16 protein-coding genes are annotated in these 19,853 nt (G+C 64.6%); all 16 read right to left on the minus strand.

The window, feature by feature from the left end; genetic code table 11:
* Window positions 1–10: 10 nt before the first annotated feature.
* The 16 genes from fliG to BM198_RS04630 all read right to left on the minus strand — a co-directional run bounded on the left by fliG (window position 11) and on the right by BM198_RS04630 (window position 19,849).
* On the minus strand, window positions 11–1,027 hold the full coding sequence (fliG, locus tag BM198_RS04555; RefSeq protein WP_044408149.1) for a flagellar motor switch protein FliG: 1,017 nt from the start codon (window positions 1,025–1,027) through the stop codon (window positions 11–13).
* Complete coding sequence (gene fliF / locus BM198_RS04560) at window positions 1,020–2,807, minus strand: flagellar basal-body MS-ring/collar protein FliF (RefSeq protein WP_044408152.1); 1,788 nt, start codon at window positions 2,805–2,807, stop codon at window positions 1,020–1,022. The genes fliG and fliF overlap by 8 nt, the downstream gene beginning before the upstream one ends.
* A 15-nt stretch (window positions 2,808–2,822) precedes the next feature.
* Window positions 2,823–3,158, minus strand: coding sequence for a flagellar hook-basal body complex protein FliE (gene fliE, locus BM198_RS04565; RefSeq protein WP_069560363.1), 336 nt, complete (start codon window positions 3,156–3,158; stop codon window positions 2,823–2,825).
* A gap of 187 nt (window positions 3,159–3,345) precedes the next feature.
* Entirely contained in the window at window positions 3,346–4,764 is a 1,419-nt protein-coding gene (locus BM198_RS04570) for a sigma-54-dependent transcriptional regulator (protein WP_074968132.1), read from the minus strand.
* A 4-nt stretch (window positions 4,765–4,768) separates the two neighbouring features.
* Window positions 4,769–5,980: a sensor histidine kinase gene (locus tag BM198_RS04575; RefSeq protein ID WP_083422330.1), complete on the minus strand. Its 1,212-nt coding sequence runs from the start codon at window positions 5,978–5,980 to the stop codon at window positions 4,769–4,771.
* Window positions 5,981–6,090: 110 nt separating this feature from the next.
* Window positions 6,091–7,563 (minus strand): sigma-54 dependent transcriptional regulator, encoded by a 1,473-nt coding sequence (locus BM198_RS04580; protein WP_044408164.1) that lies wholly within the window; start codon window positions 7,561–7,563, stop codon window positions 6,091–6,093.
* Between the two features lie 209 nt (window positions 7,564–7,772).
* Entirely contained in the window at window positions 7,773–8,072 is a 300-nt protein-coding gene (locus BM198_RS04585; RefSeq protein WP_074968134.1) for a flagellar protein FliT, read from the minus strand.
* A gap of 10 nt (window positions 8,073–8,082) precedes the next feature.
* On the minus strand, window positions 8,083–8,466 hold the full coding sequence (gene fliS, locus BM198_RS04590; RefSeq protein ID WP_074968136.1) for a flagellar export chaperone FliS: 384 nt from the start codon (window positions 8,464–8,466) through the stop codon (window positions 8,083–8,085).
* A gap of 121 nt (window positions 8,467–8,587) precedes the next feature.
* Complete coding sequence (gene fliD, locus BM198_RS04595) at window positions 8,588–10,039, minus strand: flagellar filament capping protein FliD (RefSeq protein WP_074968138.1); 1,452 nt, start codon at window positions 10,037–10,039, stop codon at window positions 8,588–8,590.
* Between the two features lie 79 nt (window positions 10,040–10,118).
* Entirely contained in the window at window positions 10,119–10,505 is a 387-nt protein-coding gene (locus BM198_RS04600; protein ID WP_074968140.1) for a flagellar protein FlaG, read from the minus strand.
* A gap of 80 nt (window positions 10,506–10,585) precedes the next feature.
* Window positions 10,586–12,049, minus strand: a complete 1,464-nt coding sequence (locus tag BM198_RS04605; RefSeq protein ID WP_074968141.1) for a flagellin — start codon at window positions 12,047–12,049, stop codon at window positions 10,586–10,588.
* A 246-nt stretch (window positions 12,050–12,295) separates the two neighbouring features.
* Entirely contained in the window at window positions 12,296–16,225 is a 3,930-nt protein-coding gene (locus BM198_RS04610; protein ID WP_074968143.1) for a glycosyltransferase, read from the minus strand.
* Between the two features lie 5 nt (window positions 16,226–16,230).
* The gene (locus BM198_RS04615; RefSeq protein WP_139233565.1) at window positions 16,231–16,785 is read right to left on the minus strand and encodes a hypothetical protein; all 555 of its coding nucleotides are present in this window, start codon (window positions 16,783–16,785) and stop codon (window positions 16,231–16,233) included.
* A gap of 82 nt (window positions 16,786–16,867) precedes the next feature.
* Window positions 16,868–17,638, minus strand: a complete 771-nt coding sequence (locus BM198_RS04620) for a phytanoyl-CoA dioxygenase family protein (RefSeq protein WP_074968148.1) — start codon at window positions 17,636–17,638, stop codon at window positions 16,868–16,870.
* Window positions 17,631–18,644: a class I SAM-dependent methyltransferase gene (locus tag BM198_RS04625; protein WP_083422331.1), complete on the minus strand. Its 1,014-nt coding sequence runs from the start codon at window positions 18,642–18,644 to the stop codon at window positions 17,631–17,633. Before BM198_RS04625 ends, BM198_RS04620 begins: the two co-directional genes overlap by 8 nt.
* Window positions 18,645–18,655: 11 nt before the next feature.
* Complete coding sequence (locus BM198_RS04630) at window positions 18,656–19,849, minus strand: N-acetyl sugar amidotransferase (protein ID WP_044408191.1); 1,194 nt, start codon at window positions 19,847–19,849, stop codon at window positions 18,656–18,658.
* Window positions 19,850–19,853: the final 4 nt, after the last annotated feature.

Below are 19,853 nucleotides of genomic sequence, written 5' to 3' on the forward strand. Positions count from 1 at the left end.
GGAATGCGCCTCAGATCATTTCTTCGCCGCCCTTGCCACCGAGGACGATCTCCCCGGCTTCGGCCATCCGGCGGGCGATGGTGAGGATTTCCTTCTGTGCCGCTTCCACGTCGCTGACGCGCACCGGGCCCTTGGCCTCGAGGTCGTCGCGCAGCAGTTCGGCGGCACGCTTGGACATGTTCTTGAAGACCTTTTCCTTGATCGCGTCGTCGGCGCCCTTGAGCGCCACCACCAGCACCTCGGAGGACACTTCGCGCATGAGCGCCTGGATGCCCCGGTCGTCCACGTCGGCCAGGTTGTCGAAGACGAACATGAGGTCTTCGATCTGTCCGGACAGGTCGGCGTCCACTTCGCGGATGGAGTCCATCAGCGCGCCTTCGACCGAGCTGTCGAGGTAGTTCATGATGTCCGCCGCACGCTTGACGCCACCCATGGTGGTGCGGGTCGAACTGGCGTTGCCGGCGAACTGCTTCTCGAGGATCAGGTTCAGTTCCTTCAACGCGGACGGCTGCACGGTGTTGAGGGACGACACCCGCAGGATGATGTCGAGGCGGACCTTGTGGTCGAAGTGGCTGAGCACTTCACCGGCCTGGTCGGGGTCGAGGTAGGCGACGACGATGGCCTGGATCTGCGGGTGCTCGTAGCGGATCACGTCGGCCACGGCGCGCGGCTCCATCCACTTCAGGCTGTCCAGGCCGCTGGTGCTGCCGCCCAGCAGGATGCGGTCGATGAGGTTGTTCGCCTTGTCCTCGCCCAGGGCCTGGGTGAGCATCTTGCGGATGTAGCCGTCGGCACCGACGCCCAGGCTGGTCTGGTCGCCGACGATCTCGACGAACTCGCCCATCACCTGCTCCACCTGCTCGCGGTGGACGTTGCGCATCTGCGCCATGGCCACGCCGACCTTCTGGACCTCCTTCGGGCCCATGTGGCGCAGCACTTGTGCGGCATCGGTCTCGCCAAGGGACAGGAGCAGGATGGCTGCCTTGTCCACCTTGGTCAGCTTGGCTGGGGGGCGATTGTCACTCATCGGAGTTGATCCACTCTTTGACTACCAGGGCCACGCGACCCGGGTCTTCAGCCACCAGGCTCTTGATCGCGTTCAGTTGCGCATCATACCCCTCGCTCGGGCTGGGCAGGAGGATGCTCTGCGGTCCGCCGAGGCTGACCCGATCATCGGCCAGCTCACCGGACAGCCCACCACCCAATTCGCCCAGCTCGCGCTCGGCCGCCAGGGCTGCCTCGCGTTCCTTGTCCTTGGCGCCGGAGATGTTGTTCAGCACCGGACGCAGCACGAACCACACCAGGATCAGGATCAGCAGCGCCGGGAACAGCTGCTTCAGCGCGGACGTCAGCATCTGGAACCAGACCTGCTCGTACCACGGCAGTTCGATCACATCGTCCTGGCCGCCGAGGAACGGCGTGTTGATCACGCTGACGCTGTCGCCACGACTGGCGTCGAAGCCCACTGCGTCCTGCACCAGGCGGGTGAAGCGGGCCAGCTCGTCAGCGGTCCAGGGCACGTGGGTGGTCTCGCCCTGAGCGTTGACCTTGACCTGGTCGTCCAGCACCACCGCCACGGACAGGCGGCGCAGGCGGCCTTGCTGCTGCTTGGTGTAGCTCACCGAGCGGTCCAGCTCGTAGTTGCGGGTGCTCTGGTCGCGCTTGTCGGTCGGGTACGGCGCCAGCAGCGGCTTGCCGGTGGCCTGGTCGATGATCTGCTGGCCGTTGTCGTCGAGGATCGGCTGGCCGGGCTGCACGCCGGGGGCTGCAGCGGCGGTGGCCTGTTGCGGGGCATTGGCCGGGCCGGGGGGCTGGTTGGACAGCGCACCGGGCACACCCTGGGGCCCGGAACCCGCCTGGCGCTCCTCGGCGAGCTTCTGCTCACTGCGCAGGGCCGGCTGGTCGGGGTTGAACATTTCGGAGGTGGACTCGACGGCGCTGAAGTCGACGTCTGCCGACACCTCGGCCTTGTAGCGGCCGCTGCCGAGCACTGGCTGCAGGATGCTGTGCACGCGCTGGGTGAACAGGCTCTCCATCCGGCGGGTGTAGTCGTACTGCTTGCCCGCCATGGTCAGCTCGGACAGCTCCTGCTGGTCGGACAGCAGGGTGCCCTTCTGGTCGACCACGGTGACCTGGCCTTTCTCCAGTTCGGGAACACTGGTGGCCACCAGGTTGACGATGGCCATCACCTGGCTCGGCTCGAGATTGCGGCCCGGGTACAGCTCAACCAGTACGGAGGCGCTGGGCTTGCGCTCATCACGGACGAATACCGAGCTTTTCGGGATGGCCAGATGGACGCGCGCGCCCTTGACGTTGTTCAGGCTGGAGATGGTGCGAGCCAGCTCGCCTTCCAGGCCCCGGCGGTAGCGGGTGGCCTCCATGAACTGGCTGGTGCCCAGGCCCTGGTCCTTGTCGAGGATTTCGAAACCGACGTTGCCGTCGCTGGGGGCGAGGCCGGCGCCAGCGAGCTTGATGCGCGCGCGCGCCACATCGTCCGCCTTGACCAGCAGCGCGCCGGAGTTGGGCTCGATCTTGTAGGGAATGTCGGCGCCGTTCAGCGTCTCCATCACCTGGTTCGCGTCCATGCCGGTGAGGCTGCCGTACAGCGGGCGGTAGTCCGGCTGCTGAGACCAGAGCACCACGGCGAAGCCGATGGCGACACTGGCGGCCAGGCCGACCATGAGGCCGATCTGGCGCAGCATGGTCATCTGCGACAGGTTTTCCAGGAAGGCCAGTCCGAACAGGGGCTTCTTCTCACCCGGCTCGGTGGAGGGTGCCGGTACGTTGGCGGTTGCTGCGTCTGCCATTTCTCACCTCCCCCCTTAAACCGGCATCTGCATGATGTCTTGGTAGGCCTGGACCAGCTTGTTGCGCACCTGGGTCAAAGCCTGGAAGGAAACGCTGGCCTTCTGCGAAGCGATCATCACATCCGTGATGTCGACGCCGCTCTTGCCCATCTCGAAAGCGGTGGCCAACTGACTGGACGCCTGCTGAACTTCGCTCACTTTGTTGACGGCCTGACCGAGCATCTCGGAAAAGCTCGGCACAGCAGCAGCCTCGGGCGCAGCTTGGGTGGTGGGTTTGGGTCGTGCCATCGCCTCCATTTGCATGGAGCGCATTTCCAGCATCAGGCGATTGAATTCGACACCCTGGCTCATCACATTCCTCCGCGGCCGCAGATTTTTGACGCAGGAGCGGCCTTTGAAAGGGTATTTGCAAAAAGGGTGCCAGAAGTGGCGAAGGCGCTTGGGAAGGGGCTGAAACGCAGGCAGAACAAAGGGTTGGCGCTGCCCTTGCAGGCCGGCCAACCCGGTGTTCAATGCTCAGACAGGCACGGGGCTCTCGTCAGCTGGCGTAGAGGTAAGCCTCGACGTCCATGCCGGCATCGCGCATCTGCGCCAGCTTGTAGCGCAGGGTCCGGGGGCTGATGCCGAGCCGCTCGGCCGCCTCCTTGCGACGCCCCCGCTCCAGGCGCAGTGTCTCGATGATCATCTGGAACTCATGGCGGCGCAGGTCCTCACCCAGCGCGCTGGCAGCGTCGACCACAACCGGCGGAGTAGCGACTGGCGGCGCAGCGGAGACCGGTACGGACGACACAATCGGCTGCGGCGCCAAAGAACCGACACTCATGCCGATGGGTGCATCCAGGCACAGGTCGTGGGGTTGGACGATGCCGCCCTGCTGGAGAATCAGCGCCCGCTGGATGGCGTTGTCCAGCTCCCGCACGTTGCCCGGCCAGGGATGGCGCAACAGCGCATCGCGTGCCTCGCGGGAGAGGCTGACAGGGGCGTGGTTCATCTTGCGTACGTGCTTGGCCAGCAGGCGCTCGGCCAGGGGCAGGATGTCCGCCGGGCGCTCGCGCAAGGCGCGCCAGGCCAGGGGGAAGACCGAGAGCCGGTAGTAGAGGTCTTCACGGAAACGTCCGGCCGCCACCTCTCCCGCCAGGTCGCGGTTGGTGGTGGCGAGCACGCGAATATCCAGCTCGATGGGCTTGCGCGCACCGACGCGCTCCACCTCACGCTCCTGCAGCACCCGCAGGAGCTTGGCCTGCAGCGCCAGCGGCATTTCGGAAATCTCGTCCAGCAGGATGGTGCCGCCATTGGCCAGTTCGAACTTGCCGGGCTGGGCGGCGATGGCGCCGGTGAATGCCCCTTTCTCGTGACCGAAAAGCGTGGCTTCCAGCATGTTGTCCGGGATGGCCGCGCAGTTGATGGCGATGAAAGGCTTGTCCGCACGGGACGACTGCAGATGGATGTAGCGCGCCAGGACCTCCTTGCCGGTACCGGACTCGCCGGAGATCAGCACGGTGGAGTCGCTGCGGGCGACCCGGGCCGCCAGCTCCAGCAGCTGACGGCTGGCCGGGTCCTCGGCGATAGGGCCTTCGGCTTCGCCACGGGGGACATGGCCCAGGGCATGGCGCCCGACAAGGTCCAGCAGCACGCGAGGCTCGAAAGGCTTGACCAGGTAATCCGCCGCGCCCTGGCGGATCGCATCCACGGCACGTTCGACGGCGCCGTAGGCGGTCATCAGCAGGACGGGGAGCTGCGGATACCGCGTGCGGATCAGGGCCAGCAACTGGTGCCCATCCATGCCCGGCATGTTCACGTCGCTGATGACCATGCCGAAGTGCTCTTCGCCCAGGGCCACCAAGGCGGCCTCGGCGCAATCGGCCTCACGGTAGGTGTAGCCGCCGAGGGCCAAGGTATCGGCCAGGGCTTCGCGCAGGGCGCGGTCGTCTTCGACCAGCAGGATCTTGACGGTCATGGAATCACTCCTGTTTAGCCGGCTGTGCCGCCAGCAGCGGCAGAACCAGGGTGGCGCAGGTACCCAGCCCCACGCGCGAGCGCAACGTCAGCTCGCCCTGGTGGGCACGTGCCACGGCCTTGACCACGGCCAGGCCGAGGCCGGTTCCGGTGGTCTTGGTGGTGAAGAAAGGCTCGCCCAGACGCGCCAGGGTGGCGGGCTCGATGCCGGGGCCGTTATCGCTGACGGACAGGTGCAGGGCGTTGCCACGGGCAAAGAGGTGCACCTTCAGGCGCAGCCGCGGGCCGGCGGCCTGGGTGGCGTTTTCGATCAGGTTCAACAGTGCACCGACGAGGGTGTCGCGGTTGCACAGCACCTCTCCCCCACTGATGTCGCACTGCCAACGCACCTGGGCGCCGGCGAGGTGGGGTTCAGCGGCCGAGCGCAACGCGGCGAACAGCATCACCGGCGCAAGGCGATCCGGCAGCGGCAGGTCGCCCCGGGCGAACACCAGCATGTCGCGCACCTGGTGCTCCAACTCATGGAGGCGTTCCTTGAGGCGGCTGGCAAAGCGCTGCTGCTGCTCGGTCGGCAGCACCTGCTCAGCCAGGTGGCTGGCATAGAGCAAGGCGGCGGAAAGCGGGGTGCGGATCTGATGGGCCAGGGAAGCGACCATGCGCCCCAGCGAGGACAGGCGCTCATGGCGGGCCAATTCGTCCTGCAAGCGGCGGGTTTCCGTCAGGTCGGCCAGCAGCACCAGTTGACCAGGCTCACCGTCGAGGGATCGGGTGGCGATGGAGACGCGACGGCCATCCTTGAGGGATATCTCATGGCCGTCGTCCTTGCGGGGAGCGAAATTGCGCGCGATGACCTCGCGCCAGAGCATGCCGACCAGGGGGCGCCCGAGCAGGCTGCAGGCCACCGGGTTGGCCTCGCGGACGACACCCTGCCCATCGAGGACGATGACGCCACCGGGCAGCAGGTCCAACAGGCTCTGCAGGCGCTGGGCCAGGCGCTCCTTTTCAGCCAGCTCCTGCATGCGCTGGGCACTGACCAATGCCAATTGCCCCTTGAGCTCGGTGACACGCGCTTCGAGCACGTTGTACGACTCACTGAGCTGAGACGACATCTGGCTGAACATGGCAAACGTCTTTTCGAGGCTGGCACGGCCGGCCTCTTCGACATTCACCCAGGTGTTCTCGTCGTCTTGCTGTGCGGGGTTGGCTCTTGCGGTCATTTCAGTCTCTCGCTCGGCAAACCGTCATCCAACGGTCGTTTCACAAGAGACTTAGCAATACCCGTGCCTAAAAATTAATCCATTTAAATCAGCTAGTTAGCAAAAGGACGTCAATCTTCCGCCATATCTTCGTCGCGGCGGCTCATACCGTACTTGCGCATCTTCTCCACCAAGGTGGTGCGTCGGATACGCAGGCGCTCGGCGGCACGGGCCACCACACCGGCCGCATCGTCCAGCGCCTGCTGGATCAGCTCCTGCTCGAGGTTGCCCAGGTAATCCTTCAGGTCCAGGCCTTCGGGCGGCAGCATCGCCGGAGCACTGACGCCGGGCAGGCCGGCGCCGATGGCGGAACGCTCCTCCAGCTCTTCGCGCAGGCTGGCGGCGAGTTGCTCGTCCTCGTCGTCCACGTGGCGGAACTTCTTCGGCAGTTCGCTGACGCCGATGACGCCGTAGGGGTGCATGATCGCCATGCGCTCCACCAGGTTGGCCAGCTCACGGACGTTGCCCGGCCAGTCGTGGTTGCACAGCGACATGATGGCGGCGGAATTGAAGCGGATGGAGCCGCGCTTTTCGTGCTCCATGCGGGAGATAAGTTCATTCATCAGCAGCGGGATGTCCTCCACGCGCTCACGCAGCGGGGCCATCTCGATGGGGAAGACGTTCAGGCGGTAATAGAGGTCTTCACGGAAGCTGCCGATCTCGATCATCTGCTCGAGGTTCTTGTGGGTCGCGGCGATGATGCGCACGTCGACGTTCTGGGTCTTGTTGCTGCCAACCCGCTCGAAGGTGCGCTCCTGCAGCACGCGCAGCAGCTTGACCTGCATGGGCAGCGGCATGTCGCCGATCTCGTCGAGGAACAACGTGCCGCCGTTGGCCAGCTCGAAGCGGCCGGCACGGCTGGTGATGGCGCCGGTGAAGGCGCCCTTCTCATGGCCGAAGAGCTCGCTCTCGAGCAACTCGGCGGGGATTGCGCCGCAGTTGACCGGCACGAAAGGCGCTTCGCGGCGCTTGGAATGGTAGTGAAGGTTGCGCGCCACCACTTCCTTGCCGGTGCCGGACTCGCCGAGGATCAGCACGCTGGCATCGGTATCGGCCACCTGCTGCATCATCTGCCGCACCTGCTGGATCGCGCGGCTGGTGCCCACCAGACTGCGGAACAGGTTGGGCTCGCGCTGGCGACCACGCTCGCGGGCCTGGTCGTACATCTCGCGGTAGACCTGGGCACGGTGCAGGGAGTCGAGGAGTTTGTTGTAGCTGGGCGGCATCTCCAGGGATGCCAGCACGCGACGACGGATGTCTTCCGACCACTCGACTGGAGCCACCTGGTCGATCAGCAACACCGGCAGGAATTCGTCCCAGTTGCCGACCTGCTTGAGCAGCTCCAGCACACCGCCCTTGGACTGGACCTCACCCAGCAGTACACAGAGCACGTCGCGGCTGGCACTGCTGGCATCCGCCATGGCACGCCAGTCGGCGCTGCCGCAGGCCAGGTGGTCTTCACCGAGGAAGTTCAGAATGACTGTCAGGTCTCGACGCCGATCAGCGTTGTCATCGATCAGCAGAATCTTGGTTTCACGCCACATCGGTCTGTTCTTACTCGAAAGCGGGCGCCACTGGAACGCGGCAAGAAAAACCGACGTACCTCAAGGAGTTCCGCCGGCAATTGGCCAGTAGTAAAGTCAAAAACACCGACTGAGTCAAATTTATGGCGTGTATTTTTCAGAAGCCCCGATGACCTCGCGAAAGGCCATGAAAGCTGCACCGAGGGGCATCGGTGCAGCCTGGATTCCACTCAACCGAAGAGCTGGTAGACCTTGGCGCCCTGGCTGGCACGAACGATCTGGCTGAGCTCAGCCGCTACCTCGTCACGCTGTCGCGCGCAGGATTCAGTCAGTTGGCGATAGACCTCGATCAGTGCCTCGAGCTGGGCACGCAACCCTTCTTCGATATCGCCGCAGTCCAGCATCGCCACATTCACCTGTTCACGGCACTGGAGGTCCAGGCGCCCAACGGCCTCCCAGTCCTGGATTTCGAAGGCGGAGACGAGCGCCTCCCGGGTCTCTTCGATCTGCTTGAGCATGGTCTGGCTCATGGTGCTTTCCTCAAACGGGCGCGATGGCGTCCCAGCCGGATTTCACTTCGCGCAGCAGCCCTGCCACTTCGTTGACGAGCGCAGGGTCGTTGACCTTATTGGCCTCGATCAGGCGAGCGATCATGTATTCGTAGAGGCGGTCGAGGTTCATGGCGATCTCGCCACCCTGGGTGGGATCGAGCGCTTCTCGCAACCCGCCGATGATGGCAATGGACTTGCTGATCAGTTCGCCCTTGAGCGGCGCCTGGTCGCGCATCATCGCACCCTGGGCCTGTGCCATGCGCTCCAGACCACCTTCCATGAGCATCTGGATAAGGCGGTGGGGGCTGGCTTCGGCAACCTGGGCCTGGACATTGACCCGCTGATACTGCTGCATGGCCATCATCGCGTTCATTTGCGCAACTCCTCGTGAACCGGTGTTTCGTCGATGTTCATCTTATCGGCCGGTCCTACCAGAGCTTAAGCCTCCATCCATCTTTTTTCGCGATCAGGAGGCTCGCGCGTCAAACTCAAGATCAGCTGCTGGACGTGCCGGGAAGTTTCTTGAGTTGCTCGGTCAGGTTCGTGCTGGTGCTCTGCATCTGGCTCAGCAAGCTGTCTAGGGTCGTGAACTGCTTGTAGAGACGGGTTTGCAACACGGTCATGCGCACATCCAGTGCAGCCTTCTGCTTGTCAACGCTCTTGATGGTGTCGCGCAAGACCGTACTGCGCTGTTCAAGCACCCCACCTGAAGCCGTGAACGGCTTGGCTCGATTGGTCAAGCGATTGGCCAATCCGTTGTCACCAGTGAAGAAGTCGGAAATACCCTGCACATCCTTCGCAATCGCTTTGTCGAGCTTGGTGTTGTCCAGCTCGAGGGTGCCGTCTGTCTTGGTCGCGATCCCCAGGCTTGCAAGCGCCTTGACGGTACCGCCATCACTACTCTGGGTGACCAGCTCCGTGCGCAAGTTCGCCAGCAGACCACGAGCAGTGGAGTCACCAGCAAGAGCCGCCACAACAGGCTTGCTGCCTTCTACTGCAGTCACTTTGGTCAGACTGTTGATGGTGGAAACCATCTTGTTATAGGCCGTAACGAAGTTCTGGACGTTGGTTTTCACTGCGCTGGTGTTCTGTGACACCGTGAGCGTCAACGGCTTGCCGACCTCGGTCGCGGCGGTGAGATTCAGGGTCAGCCCTTCGATCGCGGTGGACACGCTGTTGGAGTCGCTGACCACATTCAGGCCATCAACGGTCAACTTGGCGCTTTGTGCGGTGTTGAGGGTCTTTCCGGCGGCTGCAACGGCAGCATTGTACTCGGCAGGCGTGGCGAAGTCGGAGGCGTTGAGGGCTGCGCCAGGGAAGGTCAGCTTGCCCAGTTCAGTGGCGCTGCCCGAGGTACTGGTACCGGTCATGGTGATGTCCTTGCCATCACCCATCTTGCTGCTGCTCAAGACAAGGCGCGAACCCTGGCTGTCGGTCACGATAGTCGCGCTGAGCCCCTTGGCGGCACCCTGCTTGTTGATCGCATCTCGGATGCCGGTCAGCGTGTTGTTGGTGCTGTCGACGGAAATGTTGAGGGCATCCTCACCGCCGATCTTGATATCAAGCGTTCCGGAGTTGAATGTGGTCGTTGCGCCATCGGCGAAAGCTGCCGAGGCGATCTTGCTGCCTTGAGCGAGCTGAGTGACGTTGATGCTGTAGGTGCCTGCCACAGCGCTTGCAGTAGCGGTAGCGTTAAGTGCAGCCGTATTGGAAGAGACGACACTACGGGACAAGAAGCTGCTCGGACTGTTGAGCAAGGCCATCGCAGTCTGAAAATCGCTGACGGCGCTCTTGAGGCTACCCAGGGCGGTGAGCTTGGTGGTGGTCTTGGACTCAAGCGAATCCAGCTGGTTCTGTTTCGGCGCCCTGGCGTTGTTCACCAGTGCCTTGACCGTCGCGTCGATGTCGAGCAGTCCCGAACCCACTGTGCCGATCGTTGTGGCCATTTCACACCTCCGTCAAAAAAACGTCCCGAATCCCCTTCCTGGAAGGATTGGCAGAGCAGCAAACAAGAATCGCGCCAACTCAAGCCTTTGCTTCGAACATCAGACTGCGGATGTCGTCAAGCCGTTCAGCAAGCTTGAGAAGCTCCTCCGACGGAATCTGGCGAATCAGCTTGCCCGAGTCGGTGTCGATGACCTTCACCACCACATCGCCAGTGGAGTCATCCACGCTGAACTCCAACCCGCGCTTGACGGCCTGCACGAAAGACTGAATGTCGGACACCGCCGACTCCAGATCGGCGCCCTGGCCTTTACGGGCATCCTTGTCGTCCTGGGCGGCCGTGCCGCTGGCTACCGGAACCGCAGTGGGCGTATTCGGGGTGACGCCATTTTGGGAAGGCGTCGTACCGCTGGTGTCCTTCACCAACCGAGGGATGGCGTTGACCGACGTTATGCTTGAGATATCCATGTTTTACATACCTCACAATGGCCAAATGGGAGGAAGGGTAAGTCCCTTCCTCCCATCAGTGACTAGGCGCTCCGCCTCACTTACCTCAGCAGGCTGAGGACCGACTGCGGCAACTGGTTGGCCTGGGCCAGGATCGCCGTACCAGCCTGTTGCAGAACTTGGTTCTTGGACAGCGTAGCGGTTTCGGCCGCGAAGTCAGTGTCCTTGATCCGGCTCCGAGCGGCAGATGCGTTCTCGGAGATGTTCTGCAGGTTGGAGATGGTGTTGTCGAAGCGGTTCTGCACAGCACCGAGGTCGGCACGCTGGGAGTCGATCGCCGCCAGGGCGCTATCGATTACCGCAATCGCGCGCTGGGCACCATCGGCGGTGGAGATGTCCACGTTGGCCACCGTGTTCAGAGTCGAGGAACTCTGCGAGAACACCTCGGTGGTAGAGCCGGTTACCGCGAAGGAAGTCGGGGAGTCCAGCTGCACGTAACCGAAGGCCTTACCGCCGGCAGCCTTGACGTCTGCCGCTGCCCCGAAGGTTCCATCGTTACCTTGGACAGCCACATCAATCGTGCCCGCCGAAGAACCGGTCGCAGTGCCGAACTCAATCGTTTCACCAGTAGACGAGGTGATGGTGATCTTGTCGCTCTGCTTGTCGTAGTTGGCAGTCAGGCCCAACTTACCGGCGTTGGAGTTGATCTGGTTGGTCAGGTCCTCGTTGGAGGTCACACCCACCATCTGCACGGTGTTGCTGCCCACGGTGATGTTGAAGGTAGCGGCACCGGAGGTGAAGTTCACGTCTGCCTGAACCACGGTACGGGCAGTGGCGGACAGACCAGAGATGGAGCCGTCGAACTTCTGGGCGATGCTCTTCGCGCTGTCAGTTGCAGTGATGTCGATGTCTTTGGTCTGGCCGTTACCAACCACGGTCACAGTGCCGGAGCTGAAGGCGCCGCCGCTACCGGTGATCAGGGTACCGGTCTTGGTGGTGGCTGCAGCGGAAGCACCGGCCGAGTTGGTGGAGGCACCACCGCCGACCTGGTAGGAGCCCAGCTTGCTGGAGGAAGCATCGCGCAGGGTCACGTCGATGGTCTCGTAGGCTTTGGAACCTACCTGGAAGCTGGTGGTACCGAAGGAGCCATCCAGCAGCTTGCGACCACCGAAGGTAGTGGTTTCGGCGATACGGGACAGTTCGGCCTGCTGGGCGGTCACTTCTTTCTGCAGGGCGGCACGGTCGTCGGCGCTGTTGGAGCCAGTGGCGGCCTGGATGGACAGGTCACGGATACGCTGGAGGATCGCGGTGGACTGCTGCAGGGCACCTTCAGCGGTTTGCGCCAGGGAGATACCGTCGTTGGCGTTACGAGTCGCCTGGTTCAGGCCGCTGATCTGGTTGGTCAGACGGTTGGAGATCTGCAGGCCGGCGGCATCGTCCTTGGCGCTGTTGATGCGGGCACCGGTGGAGAGACGTTGCAGCGAGGTGTTCAGCGAGTTGGACGATGCGTTCAGGTTACGCTGAGTGTTGAGCGAAGCGATGTTTGTGTTGACTGTAAGTGCCATGGTGGCGTCTCCCGAAGTACCTAGTATTTGCCTGAGCCTGCGACCTTCAGGACCTGCTGCTCAGGTGCCCCTAGAATTCGCATTCGAACTGTTTATCGGCGCTTGTCGGAGGACCTTTAGGGGAGATTCGAAATTTTTTCTCCCGGGGCTTGCTCAACAAGCACGAACTGTGTCCGTACCAGGGTTATCGGCGGGTATGACGAAGCTTTAGGATTTCGCCATACCGTTCGTCGGCTCCTGAAAAACTCAGTCCGGCAGCCACGCCGAACGCCAGCGCTGCAGATTCTCGCCCTTCAGCATCCACTCGCCGAGCACACGCTCACGCAGCGCATCGCCCTGCCGGGCAGTGGCGTCCAGATCGGCCAGGTGCATGCGCACTGCATCCAGCCAGTCCTTGAAGCGGTTCTTAACCCGGGTCACCGGCAGGTCGCCGCGGTAGCAGACGGCGTCAGTGCAGATCACCGGGAAGCCGCAGGCACCGTACTCCAGCAGCCGCAGGTTGCTCTTGCACTCGTTGAACAGGTTCGGCTCCAGCGGCGCCAACGCCAGGTCCAGGTCCAGGCTCGCCAGCAGCGCCGGGTACTGCTCGATGGGCACGCCGCCGTGGAATTCGTGGATATAGGGCCGGATACGCTCCGGGCACATGCCGAAGAAGACCCACTCCACCTCGTCCTTCAGGGCCTTGACCAGGTCGGTGATCAACTCCAGGTCGCCCAGGTGGCTGCTCCCCCCCGCCCAGCCGACACGCGGCTTGCGGCCTCGACGGCGCTGGCTGCGCAGGTTGCCCCACCAGTGTTCGGGGAGGAAGTTGGGCACCACCCGAATGTCCCCGTGCAGGTCGCGCAAAGCCTCGGCCAGCGGCTCGGTGGACACCACGAAGCGATCGGTCAGCGCCACCGCCTGCCTGAGCGAGCGCAGGATGTCCTTCGGCATGGTGTCGCGGTGCACGCTCTTCAGCGGCAGGTTGGGCAGGTAGTCGTCCAGCTCGTAGACCTTGAATACCGAAGACAACGCCTTCACCTCGCGCATGCCCTCGATCTGCGGCTCCATGATCTGCCGCTGGAAGACGATGCTGGTGGCCTGGAAGCGTTCCAGTTCCACCGGGGACAGGTGCACCCCACTGGCCATGCCCTCCGCCCAACCGGCTGCCTTCAGTGCCGCGAGCGGCTGGCGTACACGGTAATGTCCGCAGCCGGTGATGTCCGCCGGGTAGCACAGCACCTGCGGCAGCAGCGGATCGCTCACGCGGCGCTCGCCGTACTCGAAGCTGAAGCCCGACCCGGCCAGCGACAGGTTGCGGTTATAGGACGGATCGTTCGCCAGCACCGGTAGCCAACGCTGCAGCATCTCCTCGCGCTCGGCCTTCAGTGCCGCCTGCCTTGGCAGCGCGCCTTCAATGGCAAGAATCGGCAGGTCGATGCCATCGCGCCGAACCACGCTGTGGGGCGTCCACACGTTGAGCAGACCCGAAGCGCGGATGCGCAGGCACAGGTCCACGTCGCCATAGAAAGCCGACAGCTTCGCCTCGTCCATCCCGCCAACGGCCACATAGGCTTCGCGACGCACCATCAGGCAGGCGCTGCCAACGGCGCTGTAGTTCTGCGTCACCTGCAGGCGATTGAGGTAGCCCGGAGCCTCGAAAGGTTCACCCACAAAGGCACGCCCCGCGACGTCATGGAGCCCCAGCACGATGCCGGCCTGCTCGACGCTGTTCATCGCATCCAGCACCTTGGCCCCTACCACCCCCACTTCCGGGCGCTGGGCCTGGTTGACCAGCTCATCCAGCCATTCGGGCTGGACGATTTCCACGTCGTGGCCCAGCAGCAGCAGGTACTCGCTCTCCACCGTCATCGCCACCGCGTTGACCATGGCCGAGAAATTGAAGGGGCCGGCAAACCGCCACACCTTCACCTGCTCGCTCTGCAAGCCCTCGACCCCCTCCAGCCAACTGAGGGTCGCCGCATCCTGGCTTTCGCAATCCACCAGCAGCAACTCGTAATTCGGGTAGCGGGTGTGCTCCAGCAGGGTTTCCACGCAGCGCTGCAGCAAGGGAAGGTGATCGCGTACCGCCACCACGATGGAGACCCGCGGCTGCTGCGGGTGCCCATAGTGGATGTGGTAGCGCCTCGGCATCGGGCTCTCGACCCGCGCCTGGAAGCCGCGCTTCTCCAGGTGCCGTTCGATGGCCACCTGCTCGTAGGGGTTGGCCTGCAATACCGGAACGGGAGCACTCAGCAGCACCTCGTCGACGTGCTCCAGCCCTTGCAGACCATCGCGTTCCACCAGGCGCAACAGCAACTCCAGCTCGGGAGCCTCGACGAAGATCGGGTCGAACCCGCCCTCGGCCAGGAACACCTCCCGCCGGAAGAACCAGCGCGGCGCCAGGCTCAGGGGGAAGCTGAGCAGCAGGTCGAGGTTGAAGTCCGGCTTGAAGCACGCCCCGCGAGCACCGGAGGGCGCGCGCTGGAATTCATCGCCATACACCGCCCGGCACCCTTCCAGCCGCTCCAGGCGTCGCACCATCGCCAGCAGGCCGCCCGCCGTGAACGTCACGCCCGCCTCCACCACCTGCAACCAGTCCACATCGGCTTCGGCGGCCCAGGCGTTGATCGCCTGCAATTGCTCACCCTCGGACACGCACAGGCCCATGACGCCGGCTGGGGCCGGCAGCCCAGCCGTGCTCAGCAGCACCGGGACGACATGGGGATAGAGATTGGCTGCCAGGCTGTCCAGCGTGGCGGAGACCGCATCGGCATCGCCATGGCGATCCAGCACCACCACTGCCAAGCGGGGCGGCCGCGGCTGTTGGGTCGCCAGGCTGTCGAGGATGCGCGCCAGCGCCGGCCCTTTCGGCGTACCGGAATCCAGCCAGTCCTGCAGCTGGTCGCTGGCCAGCAAGCGACGGGGTTCCGGCAGCGCCATGCGGCCCATGAACGCAGCAATGGCCGCCGTCGAGTTGCGCGGCAGGGCCTCCACACAGGCCTTCGCGCGCGCCTGCATCGTTTCGCGGTGAACGTCATCCGTCAGCAGCCGGCGGATGGCGTCGGCCAGTTCGTCCGCCCCCACGGTGTCGACGCCCTGAGCCGGCACCAGGCCGGGCCCATAGAAGAATCCGGTCTCGGTCATCAGGTTGAGGGCCGGTGTGCCGACCAGCATGGCCTCCACCTGCAGGCCCGAATCCACGGCCACCAGCACATCGGCGCTGAGCAGGAAGGGCAACGGTGCGCCGTCGGCGTAGCGGTAGTCATTGGCACCCAGACCGTACTGGGCCGCCAGCAACTGGACCTGCTCAGGCCCGAAGCGCCCCTGCGGACGCCGGCCCTTGATGATCACCTGGGCTTCACCACCCAGGGCCCGCACAGCCTCCAGGTAGGCCCGCAGCACCTGCTCGTCGATGGCCAGCTCCGGCGGCAGGCTGTGCTCGGCCAGCAGCGTGGTGCCCAGCACCACGATGGGCCGCGCGGTATCCAGCCCCAGTTCCTGGCACAAGGCCGCACGGGCACTGGCCCGTTCTTCGCGGGCGTCGAACAGCGAGTCGAACTGCGGCAGACCCAGCACATGCAGACGCTCCGGGTCGAAGCCGGCGTCGCCGTAGAGGCGGCGGCTGTCCTCGCTCCACACCACCATCAGGTCGGAGTTCTGCTGGTCGTGCACGGTATAGGGGTAGCAGAGCGTCGGGTTGTGCTCGATGTGCAGAGAGGGGATGCCCCGCGCCTTGGCCCACGCCACCAAGGTCTTGGAACCGAACATCCAGTCCTCGTTGACGGCGACCAGTTCCACCTCGTAGGTCGCCGCCATCCGGTCCAGCGCATCCACCAGGGCAAAGGACACCGGCAGGGTTCGCGCGGCCACATCCTTCAGGGTGGTCTCCCAGCCGTCCCACTCCAGGCCGGCGGCCTCCAGGTCGGGGCGCAGGTCCTGGCGCACGGTGTCGCTGAAGGCCAGCGCCTGGCGCTGGTCGAATTCTGCCTGGGCCGAGGGCATCGCCTGGTCCAGCAAGGGGTCGATCACCACCAGCTCGCCGCCATGGCGCTGGACCATGGCCTCCAGCTCCGGGGTCAGGCAGCCCTGGAAGGTGATCAGCGTCCGCGGCTCGTTCTCGCTCAGGTAGCGTTCCAGCAGTGGAATGTTCTTCGGCCAGAGCTGGGTGATGAGGGCACGTACAGGTTGGGACATGGGGTTCACTCGGCCGAGAAAGCGTTGAACAGCGAATCGAGCATGCGCGGGAAGGCCTGGTAGTCCAGGGCGCCGCTGAGGTCCACGCCCCGGTACTGGTAAGCGGCCTTCACTTCCGGCTGACGCTCCCAGGCCTGCAGGCACTGCAGGGCCACGAAGTCGGTGTGGTACTTGCGATGCCAGCGGCGGAAGGTCGCCCAGTGCTGCTCGCCCAGCAGGGCCGACAGGTCCGGCAGGCTGGCCAGCGGTGTGGGCTGCGCGCCTTCACGGAAGAACCAGACCACGAAGAGAAAGAAGCGATTGCGCGGACGTGCCAGGTGCGCGGCCAACTGTTCGGCGAGGGCTTCGCGGCTCAGCTCCGGCTGGCCGGGCAGCGACTCCAGGAAGGCCAGGAAGGCCGCGAATGCCGGGTCGCTGTCGCGATAGCCCAGCCAACGTCGCCAAAGCGATGGCCAGTAGCCGCAGGGTTGTTCGGGGTCGAAGCCGTTGAAGCCCGCCGGCAGCAGCTGCCGCCAGGCCGGCCGGCCCTGCATCGAAGAAGGAAGAACGAGTCCGACCATAGCGCTACCTGCCTTATCGCAGGCCCGACCATCCGGGCGGGCCTTGTACGGAAAATTGACGTTGCAGCCCGTGGAGCAAGATTCACACCAGCAACTGGATGCCACGCGGTTGGGTCAGCCGCTGCACGGGCTCGGGGAAGCTGAACCCGTCCATGAACAGGTAGCCGCTGCGCCCGCGGATGAAGTCGATGTACTGGCGGGCATGGGCGTTGTTGCGCGAGGCCATGAAGAACACCGCGTACTTCTCATGCTCCACCGGCACCGGCCCGGTGGGCCAGCAGGCCTTGTGGTCCAGGCGGGTGTTGAAGATCACCAGGTCGCCGGCCTCGCTGGGAACGCGGTAGCCCTTCTGGCTCTCCTCGTACCAGCGCATGTCCACGCGGTGGGAACCGGGGATCACCTCCAGCCCGCCGCCGTATTCCGGCGTATTGGCCTGGAGGTAGAACGCGATCTGCACGATGTCGCAATCCGGCTCCCAGTGAAAACGATGCCCGGCCTTCTGCTGCGAATCGGTGTCCTTGTGCCAGGTGCCGTAGCCGCGGTGATGCAGGGCGGACTCGGGCAGCAGGACGAAATCCTCGCCCAGCAGCATTTGCAGCACCGTCAGGAACTCGGAGTCGAAGATGGCTTTCCACACCGCCGGGTAGCGGTTGAACACGTCGATGCGAATGCTGCCCAGGCTGGGGTTGTCGTAGATGTCGCCGGGGTAGCGGGTCTCGCTGGCGAAGGCCTTCACCAGTTCCTCGCGCAGATGGCGGGTGGTCTCGGGGGCGAGCAACTGCTTGACCAAGGCGAAGCCGTTGTCCTGGTAGCTCTGGCGCAGCGCCTTGGCGAAGGCTTCGTACTCAGACACGGGCGCCCTCCTCCGGCTTGCGGGCCATCACCCACATGTGGGACGACATCCCCGACTCCGCCAGGAAGCGCTGGAAGGCCGGGCCCAGCTCGTCCCAGCGGTTGAACAGCACGTCCTGCAGGAAGGGGTCCAGCTCCGCCTCGCGGCCTTGTGCCTGGACGCCCTTGCGCACCAGCTCGGCATCGAGCTTGCCGGGGGTGAAGCAGGCCAGGGTCTCCAGCCCGTGGCGCTGCAGCAGCAGCGGCAGCGAGCGGGTGTTGAAGTAGTTCAGGTGCTCATGGTCCACGCAGGGGCTCTCCGGCCCCAGTTGCTGGACATCGAACCCGGCACCGTTCGGGCAGGTGAGGATCAGCGCGCCCCCCGGACGCAGCAGCGCCGACAGGCTGGCCACCACCTGACCGGGGTCGAACAGGTGCTCGATCACCTCGAAGGCTGCGATCAGGTCGAAACGCTGGGCAGTCGAGGCGGCATAGACCTCCACCGGTTGCTCCACCACCTCGAAACCCTGCTCGCGGCAGATCGCCGCCAGGTCCGGCGTCGGCTCGATGCCGACGATGCGCTGCCACAGCCCGCGCTGCTGCATCTCGCGGCAGAAGGAGCCGTAGCCCGCCCCCACCTCCAGCAGGTCGCCACAGGGCAGGCCGATGCGCTGGCACAGCTCCAGCACCCGCTCCACCCGTGGCACGATCACCGACTGGTGGCGCGCCTCGGCCGAGGCCGGGTAGATGTGCCGCGCCCAGTAGGCGTAGTTCTCGCTCTGGCGGTAGAAGTCCGCCAGCAGGCGCTCGCCGGGCCGGGGATTGACGTAGAAGCTGGTGCAGTCCAGGCAGTCCACGTAGCGGAAGCCGTTCTTCTCGAAGCGTGGCCGGGCGCGCTCGCTGCCGCAGGCCGGGCACGCGCACTGGACGAACTCTTCATTGCGGGCCAGCAGGAAGGCGATGTCATGCAGCAGGGCCACACGCTGACCGGCCTGCAGGCGCGAAGGGCGGATGTCGTCTTCTTTCACCGTCGCACTCCTCAACCGGCACGCCGGTATTTCTGCTGCTGCGCCTCGGGCAGGTGCACCGGCCCGTAGGCGCTCGGCTCACCCCAGATGTTGTCCTTCCACCACTGGCCATCCTCGATCCACCAGACACGCGGCGAGCGGAAGGTGTCGGCCGTCTCCCAGAAGGCCTGCTCGGTCATGCCCACGTAGTCCAGCCAGTGCTGCAGGTCGCTGGACACCACAGAGTCCATGCGGCGGACGATCTCGATGCCCTCCTCCCGGGTCAGGTAGCCGGCGCGGATGTCTTTGGAGGCATGGTCGGAGGCGCGGCCGTAGCCGAACTTGATGAACTTGAGCAGGTCGTGCACGCCGTTCTCGTAACGGTCGTCCAGGTTGGACATCTGCCGGTAGGTGCGCTCGAAGGGCTTGTCGGCCATCTTCCAGCCGTAGCGTTCCTGCACCAGGCGGGTGTGCTGGTTCGGGTCCCAGGGGAAGAAGTTGCCGATGTAGATGCCCCGCACCCCCGTCTTGAGGATGTCGGCATCGCTGGGGTAGCGCGCCCACAGCAGGTCCTTCTCGCGCAGCGGCTCCTCGGGGTCGTCCAGCATGTCGCTCCACTCGAAGCCGCGCAGGGCGTGCTCGTGGCGGACGCGCGCGCTGAATTCCACGTAGTCGTCCGGGTCGAACATCCCGGAGATGTCCCAGGCCGTCTCGCCCCAGATGATCAGCGGAATGTCGAACTTCACCGCCACCTGGATCGGGTAGGTCATGATCCCGCAGTGGGCGTGCCAGTTCATGTCGCCCATCTTGCGGAAGCACAGGCGGTTGAGGCGCTTGAGCACCTCCACGCTGGGGCCGAAGACCATGTGGTCGGCATCGAATACATGGCGCATGCGGTCGCGGTTGTAGTCCCCCTCGGGCAGGTAGTTGTTGCCGTGGTAGGTCACCAGCAGCGGCTTGAGGCCGTACTGGGCGGCGATCACATGGGCCTGGTAGTAGCTGTCCTTGCCACCGCTGACCGGGATGATGCAGTCGTAGTTGTCGTTGCGCTTGCCGGCCCCGGTCTCCTCCAGCACCCGCTCGAAGCGCTTGCGGCGCTCGTCCCAGAAGGTGGGCGGCAGCTGGGCGAACTGCTCGGCGACCTGGCAGGCCGAGCAGACACCGTGCTCGTCCAGCATCAGGTTGACGCTGGCCCGGGGGTACACGCAGCGGCTGCAATATTCCATGAAG

It is taken from the genome of Metapseudomonas otitidis (assembly GCF_900111835.1).
Classification (GTDB): Bacteria; Pseudomonadota; Gammaproteobacteria; order Pseudomonadales; family Pseudomonadaceae; genus Metapseudomonas; species Metapseudomonas otitidis.

Bases quoted from the DNA above. Each gene is read 5' to 3' on its own strand.
- fliD (WP_074968138.1), bottom strand. From the start codon at position 10,039: ATGGCCACAACGATCGGCACAGTGGGTTCGGGACTGCTCGACATCGAC.
- BM198_RS04575 (WP_083422330.1), bottom strand. From the start codon at position 5,980: ATGACCGCAAGAGCCAACCCCGCACAGCAAGACGACGAGAACACCTGG.
- BM198_RS04600 (WP_074968140.1), bottom strand. From the start codon at position 10,505: ATGGATATCTCAAGCATAACGTCGGTCAACGCCATCCCTCGGTTGGTG.
- BM198_RS04610 (WP_074968143.1), bottom strand. From the start codon at position 16,225: ATGTCCCAACCTGTACGTGCCCTCATCACCCAGCTCTGGCCGAAGAAC.
- BM198_RS04615 (WP_139233565.1), bottom strand. From the start codon at position 16,785: ATGGTCGGACTCGTTCTTCCTTCTTCGATGCAGGGCCGGCCGGCCTGG.
- BM198_RS04605 (WP_074968141.1), bottom strand. From the start codon at position 12,049: ATGGCACTTACAGTCAACACAAACATCGCTTCGCTCAACACTCAGCGT.
- BM198_RS04630 (WP_044408191.1), bottom strand. From the start codon at position 19,849: ATGGAATATTGCAGCCGCTGCGTGTACCCCCGGGCCAGCGTCAACCTG.
- BM198_RS04585 (WP_074968134.1), bottom strand. From the start codon at position 8,072: ATGAGCCAGACCATGCTCAAGCAGATCGAAGAGACCCGGGAGGCGCTC.
- BM198_RS04570 (WP_074968132.1), bottom strand. From the start codon at position 4,764: ATGACCGTCAAGATCCTGCTGGTCGAAGACGACCGCGCCCTGCGCGAA.
- fliS (WP_074968136.1), bottom strand. From the start codon at position 8,466: ATGAACGCGATGATGGCCATGCAGCAGTATCAGCGGGTCAATGTCCAG.
- fliG (WP_044408149.1), bottom strand. From the start codon at position 1,027: ATGAGTGACAATCGCCCCCCAGCCAAGCTGACCAAGGTGGACAAGGCA.
- fliE (WP_069560363.1), bottom strand. From the start codon at position 3,158: ATGAGCCAGGGTGTCGAATTCAATCGCCTGATGCTGGAAATGCGCTCC.
- BM198_RS04580 (WP_044408164.1), bottom strand. From the start codon at position 7,563: ATGTGGCGTGAAACCAAGATTCTGCTGATCGATGACAACGCTGATCGG.
- fliF (WP_044408152.1), bottom strand. From the start codon at position 2,807: ATGGCAGACGCAGCAACCGCCAACGTACCGGCACCCTCCACCGAGCCG.